We start from the raw sequence: 21,342 nt of genomic DNA, 5'->3' as shown, positions 1-21,342 counted from the left end.
AACACCCGCACAACATGTCCCCGAGGACATGTCCCGAGATCGCGACCTCGAAGGACGCCGGTCCCCCGGCCGCGGAGCGAGCGCGGCGCTCGCTCCGCAGAAGCTTCAGTCCGCGTGTCCGAGGCGGCGCGCCAGCTCGTCGATGATCGCCTCGGCCGCGCGCGTCAGCACCGTGCCCGGGCCGAACACCGCGGCCACGCCCATCGACTCTAGCGTGGCGACGTCCTGCGGCGGGATCACGCCGCCGACCACGACCATCATGTCGTCGCGGCCGAGCCGCTCGAGCTCGGCGCGCAGCTGCGGCACCAGCGTCAGGTGACCGGCCGCCAGCGACGACACCCCGACCACGTGGACGTCGTTCTCGACCGCCTGCATCGCCGTCTCGGCCGGCGTCTGGAACAGCGGCCCGATGTCGACATCGAAGCCCATGTCGGCGAACGCGGTGGCGATCACCTTGGCGCCGCGGTCGTGGCCGTCCTGGCCCATCTTCGCCACCAGCAGGCGCGGCCGGCGGCCCTCCGCGCGGGCGAACGCCTCGGCCCTCGCCTGCACGCGCGCGACGCTGCGGTCGTCGTCCACCGCCGCACTATAGACCCCGCGGATCGTCCGCGTCACCGCCTGATGGCGGCCCCACACTTGCTCGAGCGCCGCGCTCACCTCGCCGACCGTCGCCTTCGCCCGCATCGCGTCGATGGCGAGCGCCAGCAGGTTGCCCTGGCCGTCGCCGGCGCAGCGGGTCAGGGCCGCCAGCGCCGCTTGCGTGGCCGCCTCGTCGCGCCCGCGCTTCAGCTCCTCGAGCCGCGCCAGCTGGGCCGCGCGCACCGCCGAGTTGTCGACCACCAGCACCTCGAGCGGCTCCTCTTGCTCGAGCCGCTGGCGATTGACCCCGATCACCGCCTGCGTCCCGCTGTCGATGCGCCCCTGCGTCCGCGCCGCCGCCTCCTCGATGCGCAGCTTCGGCAGGCCTTGCACGATCGCCTGCGCCATCCCGCCGAGCCCCTCGACCTCCTGAATCAACGACCATGCCTTTTGGGCCAGCTCGTGCGTCAGCGACTCGATGTAGTAGCTGCCGCCGAGCGCGTCGATCGTGCGGCACACCCCGGCCTCTTCTTGCAGGTAGATCTGGGTGTTGCGGGCGATCCGCGCCGAGAAGTCGGTCGGCAGCGCCAGGGCCTCGTCGAAGCTGTTGGTGTGCAGCGACTGCGTCCCGCCGAGCACCGCCGCCAGCGCCTCGACGCACGTGCGCGCGACGTTGTTGTACGGGTCCTGGGCCGCCAGGCTCCACCCCGACGTCTGGCAGTGCGTGCGCAGGGCCAGGCTCTTGTCGCTCTTGGCCCCGAAGCCGCGCACGATCTTGGCCCACAAGAGCCGCGCCGCCCGCAGCTTGGCCACCTCCATCGCCAGGTTCATGCCGATGCCGAAGAAGAACGACAGCCGCGGCGCGAACGCGTCGACGTCGAGCCCCGCGCGCACCCCCGTGCGCACGTACTCGAGCCCGTCGGCCAGCGTGTAGGCCAGCTCGAGGTCGGCGGTCGCCCCCGCCTCCTGCATGTGATAGCCGGAGATGCTGATGCTGTTGAAGCGCGGCATGTGCTTCGCCGTGTAGGCGAAGATGTCCGCCACGATCCGCATCGACGGCTCGGGCGGATAGATGTACGTGTTGCGGACCATGAACTCTTTTAAAATGTCGTTCTGGATGGTCCCGCTGAGCTGCTCCGGCCGCACTCCTTGCTCCTCGGCGGCGACGACGTAGAGCGCGAGGATCGGCAGCACCGCCCCGTTCATCGTCATCGACACCGACATCTGGTCGAGCGGGATGCCGGCGAACAGCACCCGCATGTCGAGGATCGAGTCGATCGCCACCCCGGCCATGCCGACGTCGCCGAGCACGCGCGGGTGGTCGGAGTCGTAGCCGCGGTGGGTCGCCAGGTCGAACGCGATCGACAGCCCCTTCTGCCCGGCCGCCAGGTTGCGCCGATAAAACGCGTTGCTCTCCTCGGCCGTCGAGAACCCGGCGTACTGGCGGATCGTCCACGGCCGCTGGGTGTACATCGTCGCGTACGGCCCGCGCGTGAACGGCGGCAGCCCCGGCAGCGTGCCCAGGCAGCCCGGCTCGATCGCCTGCAGCGCCGCGGGCTCGTAGACCGGCGGCACCGCGATGCCCTCGGGCGTCGTCCACGCCTGTCCTTCGGAACCTGTCGGAAGAGTCAGCTGGGGCAGCTCGTCGTAGCCGAGCTGGGAGAAGTCGGGGATCGGCCGTGTCGTCGTCACGCGAGCACCTCCAGGCGCTCCTGCACCGCGCCGAGCGCCGCCAGGGCGTCGGCCCCCGCGGCGATGAAGACATCGACGCCCGCGGCCGCGAGCGCCTCCCACAGATCCTTGGGCCGGCCGGCCAGGACGATCACCCGCGCCCCCGCGGCCCGCAGCCCCGGCACCAGCTCCGGCACGGCCGTCGCGTAGCGAGCGTCGGCCCCGCAGATCACCGCGACCTTGGCCCCGCTGTTGGCGAACCGCGCCGCCGCCACCTGCAGCTCCTCCGTCGCCTCGACCTCGATCACCTCGAAGCCGCCGACCGGGAAGTACGCCCGCGCGTACTCGACCCGCGGCCGCACCTCGCTCGCGGTGCCGAACGCCACCAGCGCGACCTTCGGCGAGCCGAGCGCCGCCCCGCGGGCCCGCAGCGCCTCGAACGGGGCCGCCAGCCGCCCGCGGTCCAGCGGCGTCACCCGCTCGCCCGGCCCCGGCCGCCGAAACCCGCCGAGCCCACCACTCATCGCACCTTGCACTTCGGACATGCTCTTTAGGGCATGTACATTCGGCCATGGCGCTTGCGACAGGACCTTTTGGACATCTGTCTCCCGCGCCGCCGAGTCACCCGCGCCCTCGCTGGAAACCGCCGCGTCGCCGGGAGTCACATCCTTCTCGACCTGCGCCCCGAGCCGCGGCCCCATCGGCCGCGCTGCGTAGCGGCTCGCGCCGACGATCGGCAGCCGCAGCGTCGCAGCCGCCTGCGCCTGCGCCTGCGCGACCGCGGCGACGCCCCCCTGCACGGCGCCCGCGCGCAGCGACGCCAGCAGCCCGCCCTCGCGCTCGATCGCCTGCAGCCGCTCCCACGCCGCCCGGGCCAGCGCATCGGTGATCCGCTCGATCGTGTAGCTCCCGCCGGCCGGGTCCTGCACCGCGCCGAGGTGCGACTCGTCGCGCAGCAGCAATTGCGTGTTGCGGGCCAGCCGGCGCCCGAGGGCCGACGGCTCGCCGAGCTCCTCGTCGAGGGCCGGCAGGGCCACCGAGTCGGCGCCGCCGAGCGCCGCGGTCACGCCCTCCGAGGTCGCGCGGATCAGGTTGACCCACGGGTCGAGGTTGCTCTGCTCGCGCCGCGACGCCCGCGCGTGCAGCCGCATCACCTGTCCTTCGGGACCGACGCCGCAGGCCGCCGCGACCCGGGCCCACAGGCTCCGCGCCGCCCGCAGCTTGGCCAGCTCGAGCGGCAGGTCGCGTCCGACCGCCAGCACGAACAGCAGCGCCTCGGCGGCCGCCTCGACCGTCACGCCCGCAGCCACGAGTTGTTTAAAATGCTCGAGCGCGGCCGCCAGCGCCCCTGCGATCTCGTCGGCCGCGCTCGCGCCGGCCTCGTGCCACGCGGTCGCGTCGACCAGCGCGGTGCGCAGGCCCGGCGCCGTCGCGCGCGCCCAGCCTGTCAGTTCGGCCATGTCCTGATAGACATGTTCGATCGACCAGCCGATCTCGCCGACCGCGAGCAACAGCGCCAGCGGGTCGCCGGCGACCGCCCCGCGCAGCTGCCCGGGCGCGACTCCGCGCCGCTGGGCCTCGGCCGCCAGGGCCGCCGCCGCCGGCAGCGCCCGCACGCCGGCGTCGATCACCACCTCGGCGCCCGCCAGGTCGATCCCGGCGAGCAGCGCCGCGACGTCGGCCGCGTCACCGACGACCACCCCGGCCCGCGCCCGCCCTTCGCCGCCGTCCGCGGCCACCCCGGCCGCCACCAGCTCGTCGAGCACGAACCACGCCGCTTCTGTCCCGTGGGACAGGTCCTCGACCGCCGCCGCCCCGGCGTCGACGGGACGCCGCTGGCGGTACTCCTGGGCGATCGCCCAGCCGCGGCGGGAGCGGGCCAGCAGCGGCGCGCGCGGCACCGCGGGGCCGACGTCCTCCGCGGTCACCAGCGGCGCCAGCCCTATGCCCTCGGGGGTGCGGTGGACCAGCTTTTGGACGGGCGCGCCTTTGAGCTCGCGCGTGGCCAGCTCGCGCCAGTCGGCGAGCGTGACCGGTGGGAATCCGCAGAGGCTGTCGCGCGTCGCGTCGTCTTCCGCCACGCGGCGATGATACGCCCCGCCCCTGCGACCAGCTATAGTGCGCCCCGCCCCGAGCCCGCGATGACCCCCCCGCCGCCCGTGACCTCGCCCTCGTCGCCGCCCCCGTTCCGCCCGTCGCGCAACCCCATCGTGCGCCTGGTCCTGTGGTTCACCGAACCGTCGATGATCAAGGGCATGGCGGTGGGCGTCGTGCTGGCGCTCATCGGCGGGGTCGCGCTCAAGCTCGACGCCGCCTGGTACATCGCCAGCGGGCTGATGCTCGTGCTGGCGGCGCTGGTGTTCGGCGCCGTGGTCGGCCACTACCTGTTCGAGGCGCGCCGCAAGCGCTTGCAGCGGCACGGCCTCGACATGCTGCGCCAGGCCGGCAGCGAGCTGCCCGGCCTCGGCGACGAGCTCGCCGTCGTGGTCCTGCAGCGCGACATGAGCCACCTCCCGAGCGTCTGGGAGCGGCTCCGTCGCCTGCGCCCCGCGGTCGAGGAGGTCGCCGGCCTCGGCCTCGCCGCCTTCTTCCGCATGGCCGCGCTGTCGGCCCTGTTCGCGGTGCTCGGCAGCGCGATCAGCTTCGCCGTGTTCCTGACCTCCTTCATGCAGGTCGAGCGGATGACCGAGCAGAACGAGCTCATCCGCGTCCAGACCGACCTGACGATCAAGCAGCTCGACTTCGAAGAGAAGCGCCAGGCCGTCGAGATCGCGCTCAGCATCGCCGACCGCCGCCAGACCACCGCCCGCGAGGTGTTCGCCGCGATCGCCAACGACCCCGGCAAGGAGTCCGACAACGACCGCAAGAAGCTGACCCAGGGGACACGTCTCCTCATCACCGCCACCGTCTCGCAGTTGCAGCCGTACAAGGGCGTCGACCCGGTCAACAACAGCGTGACCCGGGACATCAAGAGCCCCGAGCAGGAGCAGGTGCTGCGCTACCTGTCGGCGGTCAACGTCGACGTCAGCGAGCTCGACCTGTCGCGCGCCTTCCTCGACCACGTCGACCTGCACAGCACCGAGCTGCCGCAGGTGCAGCTCCCGGGCGTCAACATCCGCCAGGCCGCGCTCTACGACGCCAAGTTCCCCGGCGCCAACCTGGCCCTGGCCGACCTGTCGATCTCCCAGCTCGCGCGCACCGACCTCAGCGGCGCCAACCTCACCGACGCCAAGCTCGCCGACGCCGTCCTCGTCGACGCCGTCCTCACCGACGCCAACCTCGTCCGCGCCGACCTCACCCGCGCCAACCTGCGCAAGGCCGTGCTCAAGCAGGCCCAGCTCGGCAGCGCCAACCTGAGCGGCGTCGACTTCACCCAGTGCGACCTCGCCAGCGTCGACCTCACCGACGCCGACCTGGCCCTCGCCGACCTCAGCGCCGTCGACCGCACCCCGCTGGTCCCCAAGATCCGCGCCGCCGCCTCGTGGTGGCTCGCCGTCTACAGCGACGACTACGCCGCCAAGCTCGGCGTCAGCCCGGCGCAGAACGCCAAGAACCGCGAGGCCCTGACCCGCCTGCGCGCCGCCACCTCCCTCGACGCCGCGAAGGCGATCCTCGCCGAGGCCAAGGCCGCCGCCCCCAACGCGCCGGGCTGAGTCTTTTTAAAGGGCATGTCCGAACGGACATGCCCCATCGGACAGCGCCCGAACGACATGTCCTGCGGGACATTCTATTGCCGAAATTCGGCAGCGTCGTCGAGGCGGCGGCACTCGCCGGTCGCGCCCTCCTCGACGAGCTTGGCCAGGAGCAGTTCCAGCTCGGTCCTGATCCCGCAAGCCAGCCGCTCCAGCCGCGCCCGCGCCTCAGCAGGTTTGAACCCGAGTTCGTGCCAGATCACCCGCAGCACGCGGATCGGGACCCGGCCGAGGCTGGTGACCGCGAGGACCCAGCGGCCGTTCGCCGCCAGGATCGCCGCCCGCGCCGCTTCGTCCCCCGCGTCGAAGTCCCACTCCATCATGCACCCGCAGCCGTCACAGCGGAGCGATCCAGACCACCGCACGTCCGTCTCGCGCCGGAACACGCGGTAATACACTCGCGCCGGCGCCGAGCATCGCGGACACTGCTCGGCGACCGTCGCGTCCTCGCCGTCTCGCGGCCCCGCAGTCACGCCCGTCATCCTCGCACCGCCCCCCGCGCCGACGCCAGCACCGCGCGACCGCTCGCCCGTCGCGCCACCCGCCGCAGCCCGGAGTGACATGATCCAAAAGCCAGCCTACCTCGCGGTCGACTGCTCGCTCACCCTCGCCGAGGGCCTCGCGGAGTTCGCCGCCGCCAACCCCGGCCTCCTGCCGCCCGGCGACGGCGAGCTGCGCGAGTTCATCCGCGCTCATGACGCCTGCCACGTGCTGTTCGGCCTCGGCACCAGTGTCGAGGACGAGGCGGTCGCCGACACCTGGACGATCTTCGGCTCCGACGTCGGCCTGCGCCGCTACGCCTCCTACCTCAGGCACCCGGTAATCGCCGGCGTCATCCAGCAGATCGGCTGGTGGCGCATGACCACCGGCTCCGCGCGCGCGCTCCCGCGGGTGCTCCGCGCGATCGCTCGCGCCCGTCGCATGCGCGCGCCGTGGCCCTTCTTCGCCTACGCGCAGGCCCTCGACGTGCCGATCGCCGCGCTTCGCCGACGCCATGGCGTGCGCCCGGTTTAGCGCTCGCGCCGCCCGCGGACCGCCCGCCGGGGGCGTTCAACCTGATTGACGACCCCTGCACGCGGGTGATAAGCGAGCACTTAATCCCGCACGAGGCTTCATGGCGTTTCTCCTGCATAGCCCGCTCTGCCTGCTAATTGCGCAGCTCGTCGTCATCATCGTCACTGCGCGCGTGCTCGGTCTGTTGGCGCGGAAGATCCACCAGCCGCTGGTGATCGCCGAGGTCGTGGCCGGCATCCTGCTCGGGCCCTCGCTGCTCGGCCTCGTCGCGCCCGACGTCAAGGCCGCGCTGTTCCCCGCGCCCTCGCTCGGGATCCTCAGCATGCTGAGCCAGGTCGGCCTGCTGCTGTTCATGTTCCTGGTCGGCCTCGAGATGGACCTCGGCCTGCTGCGCGGCCGCGGCCACACCTCGGTGCTCATCAGCCACACGAGCATCGTCGTCCCGTTCGCCCTCGGCGCCGTGCTGGCGCTCTACATCTACCCGACGCTGATGCCCGAGGGCGTCGCCTTCTCGTCGTTCACCCTGTTCATGGGCGTGGCGATGAGCATCACCGCCTTCCCGGTGCTGGCGCGCATCCTCACCGAACGCCGCCTGCTCCGCACCAAGGTCGGCGCGGTCACCATCACCTGCGCCGCCGTCGACGACGTCACCGCCTGGTGCATCCTCGCCTTCGTCGTCTCGATCGTCCGCGCCACCGCGCTGACCGAGGCCGTCGTCACCACCGTCCTCGCCGTCGCCTACACCCTGGGGATGCTGCTGGTCGTGCGCCCGTTCCTCGCCCGCCTGGCCGCGCGTGGCACCGGCCGCGAGGGCCTGACGCAGAACGTCGTCGCGGTCACTTTCGTGCTGCTGTTCCTGTCGGCCTGGGCGACCGAGCTGATCGGCATCCACGCGCTCTTCGGCGCCTTCTTGATGGGCGCGATCATCCCGCGCGAAGGCGGCTTCGCCCGCGTCCTGGCCGAGAAGCTCGAGGACATCGTCGTCATCGTCCTGCTGCCGACCTTCTTCGCGCTCAGCGGCCTGCGCACGCACATCGGCCTGCTCAACACGCCCGAGCACTGGATCCAGTGCCTGCTCATCATCCTGGTCGCCTGCCTCGGCAAGTTCGGCGGCAGCTACGTGGCCGCGCGCTGGACTGGCCTCGGCTGGCGCGAGTCGACGGCCCTCGGCATCCTGATGAACACCCGCGGTCTGATGGAGCTGATCGTGCTCAACATCGGCCTCGAGCTCGGGGTGATCTCGCCGACCCTGTTCACGATGATGGTGCTGATGGCGCTGGTCACCACCTTCATGACCACGCCGATCCTGCAGCTCGTCTACCCGCCGGAGCTGCTGGCGCAGGAGATGATCGACCCGCCTCAGACCGACCTGCGCGCCACCTTGCCCGAGGGCTTCAGCGTCCTGATGTGCGTCGCCTTCGACCGCTCCGGCCCCGGCATGGCCCAGCTCGCCGGCGCCCTGGTCGGCAAGCAGACCGCAGCCGACCGCCTCTACGGCCTGCAGCTGCAGCGCCCGGCCGAGCGCACCTCGACCCTGCTCGAGGACGGCGACAACGCCGAGAGCCCGGGCGCCCTCGAGCCCCTGCTGGCGCGCAGCCGCGACCACGGCCTCCACGTGCGGCCGCTGTCGTTCGTCTCCGGCGAGCCCGCGCGCGACATCTGCAGCGTCGCCGAGGTCAAGGACGTCGACCTGATCCTGCTCGGCTGGCACAAGACCCTGTTCGGTCAGGCCCTCCTCGGCGGCACCGTGCACGACGTCATGAAGGACGCGCGGGCCGACGTCGCCGTCCTCGTCAGCCGTGACCTCGCGGCGGTGCGCCGCGTCCTGGTCCCGTTCTCCGGCTCGCCGCACGACGAGCTCGCGGTCCGCCTCGCGCGGCGCATGGCCTTCGCCATCGGCGCCGAGGTCACGATCCTGCGCATCCGCTTCCGCAACGCCGACGCGCCGCGCGTCGACCGCTTCCTCGCCGACATGGCCGCCGACCGCGTCAAGGTGATCGAGGCCGTCGACGACGGCAACAAGGCCGTCGACCTGGTCGTCCAGGCCGCCGAGGGCCAGGACCTCGTTGTGCTCGGGGCCGACCCGCTCTCGCCCGACCAGATCATGACGCGCTGCCCGACCTCCTTCCTCGTCGTCCACCACCACGAGCGGAGCGAGCCGGCCCAGCGTCGACCGCGTCCGCTCACCGAGCCGCAGACCCATGCGGTCGTGAGCGCCTAGTCGCGTATCATCCCCCGCGAGGTCCCCCCATGCACTTCGGCGCCACCCTCCGCCTCCTCCGCGTCGACGCCGGCGTCAGCCTCCGCGCCCTCGCGCAGAAGATCGGCGTCTCGAGCGCGTACCTCAGCCGGGTCGAGAACGGCCACGACCAGGCCCCCACGCCCGATCGCCTGATGGCGATCGCCCGCGCGCTCGACCTCCCGCCGACCCTCCTCATCGACCTGGCCCAGCGCGTCTCGCCGTTCGTCGCGCGCTACCTCGAGGATGTCCCTTCGGCCAGCTACCTGTTCCTCGAGATCGCCCGCCGCAAGCTCAACGCCGCCCAGCTGGCGCGCGTCCAGGCCTTCCTCGACGCCGAGTTCCCGCTCCGGGGCGCGGCCGCGGGGCGCATCACTCCGCGCCTGCACGAGCTGCTCACCCCGGAGCGCGTCCTACTCAAGCTGTCGTGCAGCTACCTCGGCGACGCCATCGACATCGCCGCGGTGCGCCTGGCCAGCGCCGCGCCCGGCCTCAACGCCGCCGCCATCGCCGCCGAGATCCGCGAGCGCGAGCGCGAATCCCCGACCGGCATCGGCCACGGCGTCGCCGTCCCCCACGCGATGAACGCCAGCGTCCAACCAGTCGCCGCGCTCGTCACCCTCGCGCGTCCGCTCCCGGTCGCCACTCCTGACGACATACCGCTGCAGATGCTGCTCGTGATCGTCGGCGGCGGGCAGGCGCCGCTCGAGCTGCTGGCCCGCGCGGCCCGGCTGGCCACGCCCGACACCGTCGCCGACCTGTGTCAGGCGACCACGCCCGAGGCCGCGCTCGGGCGAGTGCGCCACGCCGAGAGCGAGCTCGGCTGACATGCTGCTGCACGACCCGCCCGTCGACTTCGCGCGGGTCCGGCAGATCTTGCTCGGCGAGGTCTCCGAGCCGCGATCCTCGGCGAAGATCACCTTCGTCCTGCGCGCCCTGTTCACCGGCGAGACGGACACCGAGATCTCGCCGCGCGGCTTCGTCGTCCGCTTCGCCGGCGGCGGGGCGATCCCCTACGTCAGCGAGGCGGCGCCGGCGACGATCCTCGCGCTCCTGGCCCGCGCGAAGATCTGTCCGCAAGGACAGGCGATGGCGTTCCGCCTCGAGGACGAGGACGGCTACGCCCTCACGGGGATCCCCGACGCCGCCCGCTGGGTGTGGCTCGTGCCCGGCGAGGACGTAGTGCTGGTCTCGCTGCGCCGACCCACGAGCGCCGGGCCGCCGCCTGCCGAGCCGTCCCCGCTGCCGCTGCCGAGCAAGCTGAAGAAGCTCTACGCCCACCTGGCGCAGCCGCTGGCGTGCCCGCACTGCGCGCGCACGTCGTCCGTCTACCGCGCCACGGAGGACGCGTGGGTGTGCGGCGGCCCGCGCTGCGGCCAGTCGTTCAGCCCGCCGCACCGCGTGCGCGCGCTCGCCGAGCTGCGCGACGCCGCCGGCGAGACCGTGCGCGAGACGACCGCGCGCCCGAAGATCTACCGCTGACGCGCCGCGAGAAAAGGCGGGTCGCGACGAGATTCGAAGTGACATTTTTACCGCGCGCTCTACCAGACCGAGCCACCGCTCTCCGCGAAGAGAGCGGGCTGGATTCGAACCAGCGACCTCGCGGTCCCTTGTAGTCACTTCGGCATTCGCGACCCTGAAGAAGGCGGCTGCGACGAGAGTTCGGCGAGACGGGCTATCGCATGAAGATGGAGTCCCACCGAGCATTCGCAGCCAGAAGAAAGGTGGACCTCGACGAAAGGTACGGAGACATTCGTGCTCTACCGGCCTGAGCTACCGCCCCGTGAGAAGTGGAGCGGGTCGGATTCGAACCGACGACCTCGACATTAAAAATGTAGTCCCCGCGGGCATTCGAGGCCCAAAACGGCGCATGATGGAAAAGGCGGCTGCGACGAGAATTCGGCGAGACGTGGATCGGGAAAAGATGTAGTCCCGCCAAGCATTCGCAGCCAAAAAAGGTGGACCCCGACGAGGGTCGGAGAGACGTGCGCGCTCTACCGCTGAGCTACCGCCCCGTGAAGTGGAGCGGGCTGGATTCGAACCAGCGACCTCGATCTCCGTAAGATGTAGTCCCTCCGTGCATTCGGAGTCCAAAACTGTGCGTGTGCAAGAAAAAGGTGGGCCTCGACGAGGGATCGAAGAGACAAATGCGGTCCGCTCTACCGCTGAGCTACCGCCCCACACTCGGAGCGGGCCGGATTCGAACCGGCGTCCCTACCGTTAAAATGTAGTCCCCTCGGCATTCGGGGCCCGAAGATGGTTGTGCGTACAGAAAAGGTGGGCTTCGACGAGGGCTTGAAGAGACAGACCAGTGCGTTCTACCCGTTGAACTACCGCCCCTCGCGGGGCGGGCCGGACTCGAACCGGCGGCTCACCGTTGGAATGTAGTCCCTTCGGCATTCGAAGCCCGAAGAAGGCGGCTGCGACGAGGCGGTGGACGAGACATGGTCAACCGAGATGTAGTCTCGCCCGGCATTCGCAGCCAGAGGGTTTCAGGCGTTCACAGCGCGACCGCCTCGATCGCGCGGACCCAGTGCTCGCCCGCGAGGCCGCCGCGCGCGAACGCGGCGATCAGTGAGAACACGTCGTCGGAGAAGCCGCCGACGTTGAGGATGTCCTTTCGGTCAGGCGCCTGCGTGGTCGCCCCCGGCTGGACGTCGATGCAGACCAGCTGCGCCTTCGGGTTGCGGCGCTTGAACTCGCCCCACTCCTCCATCACCTGCGTCCCGCGGCGGTACGTGCTGCGGGTGTCGATCCACGACTCGTTGTCGGACACGTAGATCACGAGGTCGCCCTTGGCCTTGCGGCGGTTGAGCTCCTGCAGGGGAACCGCGCAGTTGGTGCCGCCGGACGGGAGCTTCGCCAGCAGCTGCGCGTTGGAGAGGACGCTGTCGCGGCCGTCGATCTTGCACGGCACGACCTTGTCGTGGAACGGGATCACCGTGGTGTCACGGTTCTTGCGCAGGAACGCCGCGGCGACCAGGGCCGCCACGTCGATGCAGCGGACCGCAGAGGTCGCCCCCTTGCGGAACCCCGTGGCCGGGGAGTGCATCGATCCCGAGACGTCGAGCAGGACGTAGATCTGCCCCTCTACCTCGGGCACGTTGTCGAGCGCCGCCTCCATGGCGTCGTGCAGCGCGTCGCGGATCTTCTTCGGCACCGCGGCGTCGGCCTGCTTGTAGGCCATGAGGAGCTGGTACGGGAACACCCGCGCCTTCCGCACCTCGTCGGGCGCGGCCAGCTTCTTGGCGAGCGCCTTGGTGAGCGCCGCGTCGTCGAACACGCCGTGGCGCAGGAAGGTGTTGAGGTTCATGCGCAGCATCTGCCAGCCGGCGCGGGCAGCGATGGCTCGCCACGCGCTCTCGCGCAGCGGCGACCCCGTGAGCAGCTGGAACGGCACGTCGGGGACCTGGTCCGAGCGCCCGGCCTTGAAGTCCTCGAAGGCACGGACGCACGCCGGCAGCTTGTCGGCGTCGTGCTGGCGGCCCAGCAGGTAGCCGTAGAGGGCCCGCCGGCCGTCGGTGCCCGGCTTCGGGTGGACCATCCGCAGCACGTCGGTCAGCGACGGGTCGTTGCCGACCGAGTCCGCCAGCACCTGGGCGTCGGTGCGCCGGTCGAGCCAGCGCTGCACCAGCCGCTTCGGCCGCGTCCCGAGCGAACGCCGCCCGGTCGCGCCGGACCGCACGATCTGCACGAAGTTGCGCAGCATCTTGCCGTTGTCGCAGACCCGCCCGAACACCTTCTCGAGCGCCTCGCCGTTGCGGCTCGCCAGCTCCGCCAGCAAGAGCGCCGGCATGTCCTTCATGTGGCTGTGCTTCCGGGTGTACACGGCCGTCTTCGCCACGAACTCGGCGTCGACCTTGGCGACCAGCGCCCGCACCGCGTCGAGCTGGCCCTGCCCGCTCGTATAAAACGTGTTGTTCAGGCACCCGGTCGCGGCGTACTGCGCCAGCGCGTGCTTGTCGCTCAGCGCGTAGGCCCGACCACCGGCCTCGTTCACCGCAGTAGCAGCGGGAGCAACCTTGCGGGAGGTGAAGATCGAGAGGTTGACCATGACGGGCTCCTTGTCCTTGTCCACCCCTTGAGCAGGCGGCGGACCGAAGGCCAAACGGAGGCCTGGAACCGCATGATTCCGAATATTTGAATGTCTATGCCCGGGGAAGAATGGAGCTTTTTTCTTATACTTGATTATCCAGAGGTAGATGACGATCGCGCACGCGGTCGACCGCATGTCCTTTAAGACAGCCCGCTCCGCGCGCAGGTCGACGCTTGCAGACGCTCGCCCGACACCGAATCGTCATGTCCTTCGAGACAGTCTTTCCTGTCCCTAGAGACATGTCGAAAAGCTTCAGCGCTTCCGTGGCGCGTCGGGCTTGCCGTCGAGGTCGGGGCGGCCGTCGAACAGGTCGCGGCTGATGGCGACTGCGCGCTGGATCATCGCGTTGAGCGAGCTCGATCGGGCCAGGTCCGGGTCGCGGGCGCGGACGTGGTCGACCACCTGCTCGACCTTCACCGCTCCGCCCTGCTGCAGCTCTTGCAAGATCGCCAGCAGCATCCGCTCGCTGCGCTCGCGCTCCGTCTGCTCGCGGCGACGGACCACGATCGCGCGGGCCAGCAGCAGCCCGAGGATGATGACGATGAGCGCGAGGATCCACGCGATCCGCTCGCCGACCTGCGCCCCCTTGTTGAGCGTGTCGTCGATGCGGCCCCAGAAGCGCTCACGGAACCCCTGGTACTGCGGGTCCGTCTCGACCACCTCGAGGGCATCGACCGCGCCGAGCAGCGCCTCGCGGCTGACCTCGCGCGACACCTTTCCCGCGGCCGGCGCGAGCTCGCGGGTCAGCGCCTCGCGCAGCGCCGGCGCGAGGTCCTTCTCGATCGTGTGGCGCAGCGCCGGGCCCACGTTGTCCTCCACCACTCGCTGGAGCGCCGGGCCCACGTTGCGCTCGAGCACCGTCTGAGTCGCCGGCCCGAGCTCGTCGCGCAGGCCCTCGCTCAGCGTCGTCAGCGTCCTGCGCGTCAGCGCCTCGGCCATGTTCGCCGCGCCCTGCCGCGTCGCCGGCGACAGCGCCGCGTGGATCGCCTGCTCGACCGCTTGCCGCGTGGTGTCGACCAGCGCCGGGCTCACGTCCTCGCGCAGCCCCTGGCCGACCGCCTTCGACAGCGCGCCGACGTAGTCCTCGCTGACCTGGCGGACCTTCGCCAACCGCTGATCGTCGGTGAGCCCGTCGAACGCCCCGGCCGCGACCTGCCCGGCCAGGTCGCGCGCCGCCTTCTGGACCTCGGGCAGGTCGAGCAGGCCCTCGATGCGCTTCTGCGTGCGCGGGTCCTCGAGAGTGTTGAGCGTCTCGTCGATCCCGGCCGGCACCGCCCGGCGGACCATCTTCTCGGTTCCTGTCGCACAGGACATGTCCCAAAGGACAAGTCCGAGCGCCAGCGCGGCGGCGCGCGTCCGGGCCGATCTTTGGCCACCTGCGCGCGGACGAGGGGGCATCCGCGTCAGGATAGGAGAGCCGCGTCCTGGCCGCCAGTTCGTCAGCCGAGAGGCGCCGCGCCGCTGACCACCCGGTCGATCCCGGCCGCGTCGCGGCGGATCTCGACCGCCTCGTAGCCGCGCGCCAGCAGCAGCTCGCGGGTCGCCTCCGCCTGGCCCAGCCCGATCTCGAGGAACAGCCGTCCTTCGCCCGTCAGCACCCCCGGGGCCGCGCACTGGTCGATCAGCCGGCGCACCAGATCGAGCCCGTCGCGCCCGCCGTCGAGCGCGAGGCGGGGCTCGTAGTCGCGGACCTCGGGCTGCAGCTCGGCGATCTCCGGCGAGGCGATGTAGGGCAGGTTGGCGGCGATGGCCGCGAAGCCGCCGGCGGGGACCGCCACGCCGCGCAGGAGATCGCCGCGGACGAACTCGACCTGCAGGCCGAGCCTGGCCGCGTTTTCGCGCGCGACCGCGAGGGCGTCGGGCGAGACGTCGACCGCGGTGACGTCGACGTCGCGGCGCGCGTGCTTGACTGCCAGCGCGATCGCCCCCGAGCCGGTGCCGACATCGAGCACGTGCAGCGGGTACGGCGGCGGCGGCGGCGGCAGCAGCTCGAGCAACCAGTCGACCAGGTGCTCGGTCTCCGGCCGCGGGATCAGCACCCGGCGATCGACCGCGAGCTCGAGGCCGAGCCCGTGGAAGCCGCGCTTGCCGGCGATGTACGCCACCGGCTCGCGGGCGAGACGCCGGCGGATCAGCTCGCGCAGCGTCGTCCGCTGGTCGTCGTCGACCAGCGCGTCGTAGCGGAGGAAGATCTGCATGCGCGTACAACCGAGCGCCTGCGCCACCAGGTGCTGCGCGTCGGCGCGGGCCTCGCCGAAGCCCGCGCGCTCGAACCGCTCGACGGTCCACTGCAGCACCTCCTGGACGGTCCAGAGCTGCTGGCGCGCGGGTCGGGTCGGGGACGCGGAGGACACGGGGCGCGGAGTGTAGCTTGGAGTGCGCGGTCTCAGGGCGCGGCGGTGTGGCCGCCGGAGGGGATTCCGAGCTGCCGACGCAGCTCGGCGATCGGGAGCTTCAGCACCGCCTCGGCGTCGCGGCCGTCGACGTAGAGGGTGCGCTGGCCCTTCGCAGCGCGGAACGCCCGCAGCGTCCGCAGCGGGGCCACGAACAGGCCGCCGACCACCGCGGTGAGGTTGATCATCCACAAGAAGGGCGTGTTGCAGCCGGCGCGCAGCTCCCAGGCCCCGATCTCCGACTCCCCGGCGAGGTCGGTGCCGTAGCCGGTGAGCACGTGGTGGAGGTCGTGCAGCGCGACCACGCGGCGGCGCGCCGGCGGGTTCGGCAGGCGCAGCGTGCGGCCGAACAGGAAGAACGCGAACACCGGCGACGAGTACTCGGCCATCGAGAAGCCGTTCAGCTCGAGGTAGCGGTCGCGGCCCTCGCGGAGCGGCAGGTCGGACGGCACGTGGGTGACGCGCTGCAGCGGCATGTCCCCCCCGTGTCGCGCAGTTCGCGGAGGATTGCCAGCCGTCATCCTCACGCCGCGCCGCGCGCCGCCGCGCGCCTCCACCCGCGCTCGCGCACCTGTCTCTCAGGACACCTGCGGGCGGAATCGCCTGCCGCTCAGGACGAGGCCTTGGCCGGCTCTTCGAGCGGCGCCTCGATCTGCGCGACCATGCGCCGCAGCAGGCCCTCGACCATCAGCGCGCGCTCGCCCGAGTCATAGACCCCGTCGTGGTAGCGGGCCTGGATGTCCTCGTACTTCTCGCGGGTGTCGTTGATGAGCTGCTTGTAGGGCTTGCGGCGGGCCAGGACTTCTTTTTGGTTCTGCCAGAAGAACGAGACCATCGCGGCCACGGTGAAGCCGGTGAGGGCGACGCCGATCGGGCCGCTGACGATGTAGGCGAGGCCGTAGCGGAGGGCGACGACGCCGCCGACCCCAACGGCGAGCTCGCGGATCCCGCTCTTCTTCATCTTGCCCCAGGCCATCGGCAGCAGCTCGCCGGAGGCCAGCACCAGGGCCACGAATTCCGGCCGCTTGGCCCCGCGCTCGTAGGTGTCCTTGATCACCTGCTGCATGAAGGCGTCGAAGGACTCGTACACCTCGCTCGGGTAGGCCGTGTGACTGCTGCTGCTGGCTGCCATGCGCGCCAGCATAGCAGAGCCCTCGGATTCCTTTGACACGGCCGCGCGCGGCTCGCACAATTCCGGCCCGCATGCCGCGTTCATGGTCGTCCCGTCCGCGTGCCGCGTGGCCCGTGCGCTTGCTCGCGGCCCTCGCCGCCGCCACCGCCGCGTGTCGCACGGCCCCGCCGGCCGCAGGCCCTTCCGCGGGCCCTGACCTGTCCGAACGTACAGCTCCGCCGCCGCTCGAGGTGGGCGGCCTCGAGGTCCCGGAGGAGGGCGACGAGCCGGTCGCCAAGGAGCCGCCGAAGCGGCCCGAGCCCGTCGTCGTCAGCGATCTGGCTGGCGCCTTCGCGGCGCTCGAGCAAGGCAACCCCGAGGGCGCCGCCGCCTTTCTCGCCGGCGCCCTGCGCCAAAAGCCAGGTGACGAGCGGGTCCGCCTCGCGCTCGCACACGCTCATCTGGCCACCGGCGCCACCGACCTCGCCGCCGCCGCGCTCGACCTCAAGGCCGGTCAGCCGAGCCCCGCACGGCTGCGCCTGCTGGCGCGCCTGCTCGCCGCGCGTGGCGACCAGGCCGGCGCGAGCGCCCTGCTGCAGAAGGCCGCGATCGATCCCTCCGAGCTGCCCGCGCGCGGCGAGCTGCTCAGCCTGCTGGTCGCCGCCGGGCAGGAGAAAGACCCCAAGGCAGTCGCCCTGCGCGAGCAGCTCTACGACGCCTACGACGCCGGCAAGGCCAAGACCGCCGAGGAGCTGACCGCGGTGGCCCGCGCGGCCCTGGCCCGCGGTTCGACCGGGGCCTTCCACGACGCCAACATGGTCCTCGGCGAGGCCGAGAAGCTGCCCCTCGAGACAGCTTCGCTCGAGCCCGCGTTCGTCCTGCGCGACCGGGCGCTGCTGCTGCGCGGGGTGATGTTCCGCGAGAAGTACGCGGCGGCCGAGGCGATCGAGACGTACGAGCAGATCTTGCGCCGCGACGCGTGGCACGCCGAAGCACTGGCCGGGGTCGCCGCGGCCCACCTCGAGGAGCTGCGCCTGGCCGCCGCGAGCGAGACGGCCCAGCGGGCGCTGCAGGTCAATCCGCGCCAGCCCGTGGCGCTCGGGGTGCTGGCCAAGGTCGCGCTGGTCGAGGGTCGCCGCGACGAGGCCACCGCGCGCGCGCAGGGCGACATGTTGGCCGCGAGCCCCGGTCACCCCGACGCGCTGGCGGTGCTGGCCGGCGCCGCGCTGGCCCGCGACGACCAGGCCGCCTACGCCCGCCTGCGCGACCAGGCCGCGGCCGGCAACCCGCTGGCCTTCTACCTCGCGCTGGCCGACCTGCTCGTCTCGATGCACATGTACGAACAGACAGGTACGGTCCTCGACGAGGCGGCCAAGCGCGCGCCCGACAACGCCTACGTGCAGTCGGCGATGGGCCTCAACCTGCTGCGCCTCGGCAAGGAGACCGAGGGCCGGGCCGCGCTCAAGGCCGCGTGGAAGCGCGACCGCTTCAACGAGCGCACCCGCAACACCCTCGACCTCTACGACCAGCGCATCGACCCGCTCTACACCGACGTCAGCGACGGCGACCTCAGCCTGCGCCTCCTCAAGGAGGACCAGGAGTATGTCTCCGGGGACATGTTGGCGATCATCGCCCGCGCCCGCCAGAGCCTCGACAAGCGCTACGCCCTGCGCCCGACCCCGCTGCGCATCGAGGTGTTCGCCGACCCCAGCGACTTCTCGGTCCGCACGATCGGCGTGCCCAGCCTCGGCGCCGTCGGCGTGTGCTTCGGCCGCCTCATCACCGCCCTGGGCCCCTACGCCGGCACCCACAACTTCCACCAGGTCGTGTGGCACGAGCTCGCCCACGTCTACGCCGTCCAGCTCAGCAAGGGCCGCGTCCCGCGGTGGTTCACCGAGGGCCTGTCCGAGTGGGAGTCCGAGCTCGCCGACCCGTCGTGGGCCCGCGAGAGCGCCGAGCTGCTGGCCGTCGCCCGCCGCAAGGGCACCCTGCGCCGCCTGTCCGAGCTCGAGCTGGCGTTCCTGCGGGCCGGCAGCGCCCAGGCCATGGAGGTCGCCTACACCACCGCCGCCTACGCGATCCGCTACCTCGGCGAGACCTACGGCCTGCCGCGCCTCATCGCCATGCTCAAGGGCTACGGCGAGGGCGGCACCACCGAGGCGCTGATGGAGCGCCACCTCGGCAAGCCGCTGGCGGTCGTCGAGAAGGAATTCGAGACCTGGCTCTTCGGCCAGCTCGACGTCAAGATCAAGGGCTGGGAGCCGGCCAAGAGCCGCGGCGACAAGCCCGACGAGCGCGACAAGCTGCTGACCGAGGCGTTCGCCCACGCGCAGAAGAAGGACATGACCTCGGCCGCGCGCGTGCTGCAGCAGCTGATCCAGGGCCGCGGCGACGGCTTCATCCCGCGCATGACCCTGGCCGAGGTTCTGATGCAGGGCCCGAGCTGGAAGCAGGCCGCCGAGCACTACGAGAAGGCCCGCGGCTTCCGCCCCGAGTCGGTCGAGCCGATCATCCGCCTGGCCGAGATGGCCCGCCGCGACGGCGACATCACCCACGAGAAGGCGCTGCTGCGCGAGGGCCTGGCGATCGACGGCATGAGCTACGACCCGGCCGCGCGCCTGGTGATGCTCGCCGCGGTCACCGCCGACGCGCCGAACCGCGACTACGCGCTCGACCGCGCCGCCGCGATCGCCCCGCTCCACCCGCTCACCCTCGGCGGCCAGGCCCTGCGCGCCGCCGCCACCGGCGACAAGGCCCGCGCCCGCAGCCTCAGCGACCGCGCCCTCAAGAACATGAACGAGGGCCCGCTCGCCAAGGGCCCCGTCGACACCCTGGTGGTCCTCGCCCTCGCCGCCGAAGCCGCCGGCGACGCGACCCGCGCGAAGATCCTCGCCGCCCGCGCCGGCGCCGAACCCAAGCTGCCCGCCCCCGCCAAACAAGCGATGGAGCGCGTCCGCACCGCGAAGTGATCTCTAAAAGAGAAGGATATGCTCTCTGGGGCATGTCCTTCGAGAAATGTCTTCGAGGACATGACCCTATGAACATGTACTCGCGCGCATGCGATCGCGCGAGGGCCAGGTCTCGGCGAAGCTGTCATGGAAGTCTTTTCGGACATGTCCTACGGACATGCATCCACTCGGCTCGAGAAGAGCGCCCATGCGCACGCCGGGACGAGCCAGGCTGCCCGCTCACCCGCGGGCGAGCACGAGCCCGGCCACCGCCAGCGTCGTCGCCAGCCGCCCGACCTCGAGCGGCACGGCCCAGCGGCGGCGCTCGACCAGGCCCGCGAGGGCGACCGCGCCGGCGATCACCGTCGCGCAGGCCAGCGCCGCCAGCCAGGCCGGCCAGGTGCCCGCGGCGATCAGCACCGCCATCGACGCCGCGACGATGCCGACCGCCTGCAGCAACACATAGACCGCCATGGCCGAAGAGACAGGCGCGTGGAAGCGCCCGGCCGCCCGCGCCGCCAGCTCTGCCTCGGACAGCGGCGCCGACGGCCCGCGCGGCGTCCAGCCCGGGTGCGCCACGAGCACCCGCACCTTTTTAAAAAATCCGCGCTCCGCTGCGGCGCGCCGGGCCAGCTCGACGAAGTGCTCGAACTGCGCCCACAGCGGGTTGAGGCTCTGCAGCCGCCGGGTGGTGCCGTACACCGGCGCCTCGTCGACGCGCGCGAAGGTCCCGAACAGCCGGTCCCAGACGATCGAGATCCCGCCGTAATTCTTGTCGAGGTAGCGCGGGTTGACGGCGTGGTGGACGCGGTGGTGCTGCGGCGTGTTGAGCACCGCCTCGGCCGGACCGAGGCCGCCGATCAGCTCGGTGTGAATCCAGAACTGATACAGCGAGTTGAGCGCCTTGCAGGTCAGGTACACCAGCGGCGGCACGCCGAGCAGCGCCAGCGGGAGGCCGAACACGATCAGCGGCCCGGCGGTGAAGATGCCCTGGCGCAGCGCGACCGCCAGGTTGTAGTCCTCGCTGTGGTGATGCACGACGTGCGTCGCCCACAGGATGCCGACCTCGTGGCTGGCGCGATGCCACCAGTAATAGATGAAGTCGACCGCGAGCATCGCCAGCAGCCACGTCGACGCCGCGCGCGGATCGAAGTCGAACAGCCGCGCCTCGTACACGAAAAAATACAGCGCCACGAACGCGGCCGTGGTCAGCACGCCGAACAGCTGCTGGACGACGCCGCAGCCGACGTCGGAGACCGACACCGACAGGCGATAGAGGTCACGCCGAGCCCGACGCGCAAGGGCGTACTCGAGGACGATGAGAGCGACGAAGACGGGGATCGACCAGGCGATGAGCTGCATGGACCTCGGAGCTCAGGGCCCACTTGAGCACACGGCCAGCAGCATCGCCAGCGCCGCCACGCACGACCTCGACGAGCAAGCGCCGCCGCTCGGCGAGCGCGCCGAGCGTGACCACGCCGGCCCCCGCATCCCCGCACGCAAACCATGCCCACGCTCGCGGCCGCCGCTCGACCCGCCGGAGCCTCGCGCGCGCAAGTCGGAGCAGATGCCAGCGACCCCCGGCGATCGCCCACCGAG

The 21,342-nt window shown here is 71.6% G+C and carries 15 protein-coding genes; 6 read left to right on the top strand and 9 right to left on the bottom strand.

Annotated elements, in window-relative coordinates; translation table 11 throughout:
- Nucleotides 1-105: 105 nt before the first annotated feature.
- A complete protein-coding gene (scpA, locus tag OV090_RS48640; protein WP_267712139.1) occupies nt 106-2,220 on the bottom strand; it encodes a methylmalonyl-CoA mutase in 2,115 nt (704 codons plus the stop codon).
- 47 nt (nt 2,221-2,267) lie between these two features.
- The gene (locus tag OV090_RS48635) at nt 2,268-4,331 is read right to left on the bottom strand and encodes a methylmalonyl-CoA mutase family protein (protein WP_267711966.1); all 2,064 of its coding nucleotides are present in this window, start codon (nt 4,329-4,331) and stop codon (nt 2,268-2,270) included.
- A gap of 60 nt (nt 4,332-4,391) precedes the next feature.
- On the opposite strand from OV090_RS48635, the gene OV090_RS48630 reads away from it, so the two are divergent.
- Nucleotides 4,392-5,903: a pentapeptide repeat-containing protein gene (locus tag OV090_RS48630; RefSeq protein ID WP_267711965.1), complete on the top strand. Its 1,512-nt coding sequence runs from the start codon at nt 4,392-4,394 to the stop codon at nt 5,901-5,903.
- Nucleotides 5,904-5,977: 74 nt separating this feature from the next.
- Here OV090_RS48630 and OV090_RS48625 read toward each other — a convergent pair whose 3' ends face one another.
- Complete coding sequence (locus tag OV090_RS48625) at nt 5,978-6,265, bottom strand: hypothetical protein (RefSeq protein ID WP_267711964.1); 288 nt, start codon at nt 6,263-6,265, stop codon at nt 5,978-5,980.
- A 238-nt stretch (nt 6,266-6,503) separates the two neighbouring features.
- On the opposite strand from OV090_RS48625, the gene OV090_RS48620 reads away from it, so the two are divergent.
- The 4 genes from OV090_RS48620 to OV090_RS48605 all read left to right on the top strand — a co-directional run bounded on the left by OV090_RS48620 (nt 6,504) and on the right by OV090_RS48605 (nt 10,677).
- Nucleotides 6,504-6,956, top strand: a complete 453-nt coding sequence (locus OV090_RS48620; protein ID WP_267711963.1) for a hypothetical protein — start codon at nt 6,504-6,506, stop codon at nt 6,954-6,956.
- Nucleotides 6,957-7,056: 100 nt separating this feature from the next.
- Nucleotides 7,057-9,177, top strand: coding sequence for a cation:proton antiporter (locus tag OV090_RS48615; protein WP_267711962.1), 2,121 nt, complete (start codon nt 7,057-7,059; stop codon nt 9,175-9,177).
- A 29-nt stretch (nt 9,178-9,206) separates the two neighbouring features.
- The gene (locus OV090_RS48610) at nt 9,207-10,022 is read left to right on the top strand and encodes a PTS sugar transporter subunit IIA (RefSeq protein WP_267711961.1); all 816 of its coding nucleotides are present in this window, start codon (nt 9,207-9,209) and stop codon (nt 10,020-10,022) included.
- A 1-nt stretch (nt 10,023) separates the two neighbouring features.
- Complete coding sequence (locus OV090_RS48605) at nt 10,024-10,677, top strand: hypothetical protein (RefSeq protein WP_267711960.1); 654 nt, start codon at nt 10,024-10,026, stop codon at nt 10,675-10,677.
- Nucleotides 10,678-11,695: 1,018 nt separating this feature from the next.
- Here OV090_RS48605 and OV090_RS48600 read toward each other — a convergent pair.
- From OV090_RS48600 to OV090_RS48580, 5 genes are all read right to left on the bottom strand, one after another.
- Complete coding sequence (locus OV090_RS48600; RefSeq protein WP_267711959.1) at nt 11,696-13,249, bottom strand: TROVE domain-containing protein; 1,554 nt, start codon at nt 13,247-13,249, stop codon at nt 11,696-11,698.
- Between the two features lie 294 nt (nt 13,250-13,543).
- Entirely contained in the window at nt 13,544-14,605 is a 1,062-nt protein-coding gene (locus OV090_RS48595) for a hypothetical protein (protein ID WP_267711958.1), read from the bottom strand.
- 125 nt (nt 14,606-14,730) lie between these two features.
- The gene (gene prmC / locus OV090_RS48590) at nt 14,731-15,645 is read right to left on the bottom strand and encodes a peptide chain release factor N(5)-glutamine methyltransferase (protein ID WP_267711957.1); all 915 of its coding nucleotides are present in this window, start codon (nt 15,643-15,645) and stop codon (nt 14,731-14,733) included.
- Between the two features lie 32 nt (nt 15,646-15,677).
- The gene (locus tag OV090_RS48585) at nt 15,678-16,160 is read right to left on the bottom strand and encodes a hypothetical protein (protein WP_267711956.1); all 483 of its coding nucleotides are present in this window, start codon (nt 16,158-16,160) and stop codon (nt 15,678-15,680) included.
- A gap of 134 nt (nt 16,161-16,294) precedes the next feature.
- Nucleotides 16,295-16,816, bottom strand: a complete 522-nt coding sequence (locus OV090_RS48580) for a hypothetical protein (RefSeq protein WP_143140227.1) — start codon at nt 16,814-16,816, stop codon at nt 16,295-16,297.
- Between the two features lie 113 nt (nt 16,817-16,929).
- Here OV090_RS48580 and OV090_RS48575 point away from each other — a divergent pair, with 113 nt between their 5' ends.
- Nucleotides 16,930-19,764 carry a tetratricopeptide repeat protein gene (locus OV090_RS48575; protein WP_267711955.1) on the top strand — a complete coding sequence of 945 codons (2,835 nt, stop codon included), beginning with the start codon at nt 16,930-16,932 and terminating at the stop codon, nt 19,762-19,764.
- A 219-nt stretch (nt 19,765-19,983) separates the two neighbouring features.
- On the opposite strand, the gene OV090_RS48570 is transcribed toward OV090_RS48575, so the two are convergent.
- A complete protein-coding gene (locus OV090_RS48570; RefSeq protein WP_267711954.1) occupies nt 19,984-21,105 on the bottom strand; it encodes a sterol desaturase family protein in 1,122 nt (373 codons plus the stop codon).
- Nucleotides 21,106-21,342: the final 237 nt, after the last annotated feature.

This window comes from Nannocystis sp. RBIL2, from assembly GCF_026626745.1.
Lineage (GTDB): Bacteria > Myxococcota_A > Polyangia > Nannocystales > Nannocystaceae > Nannocystis.
Note: the sequence above shows the minus strand (reverse complement) of the source record. Positions and strands in the feature narration are given on the sequence as shown.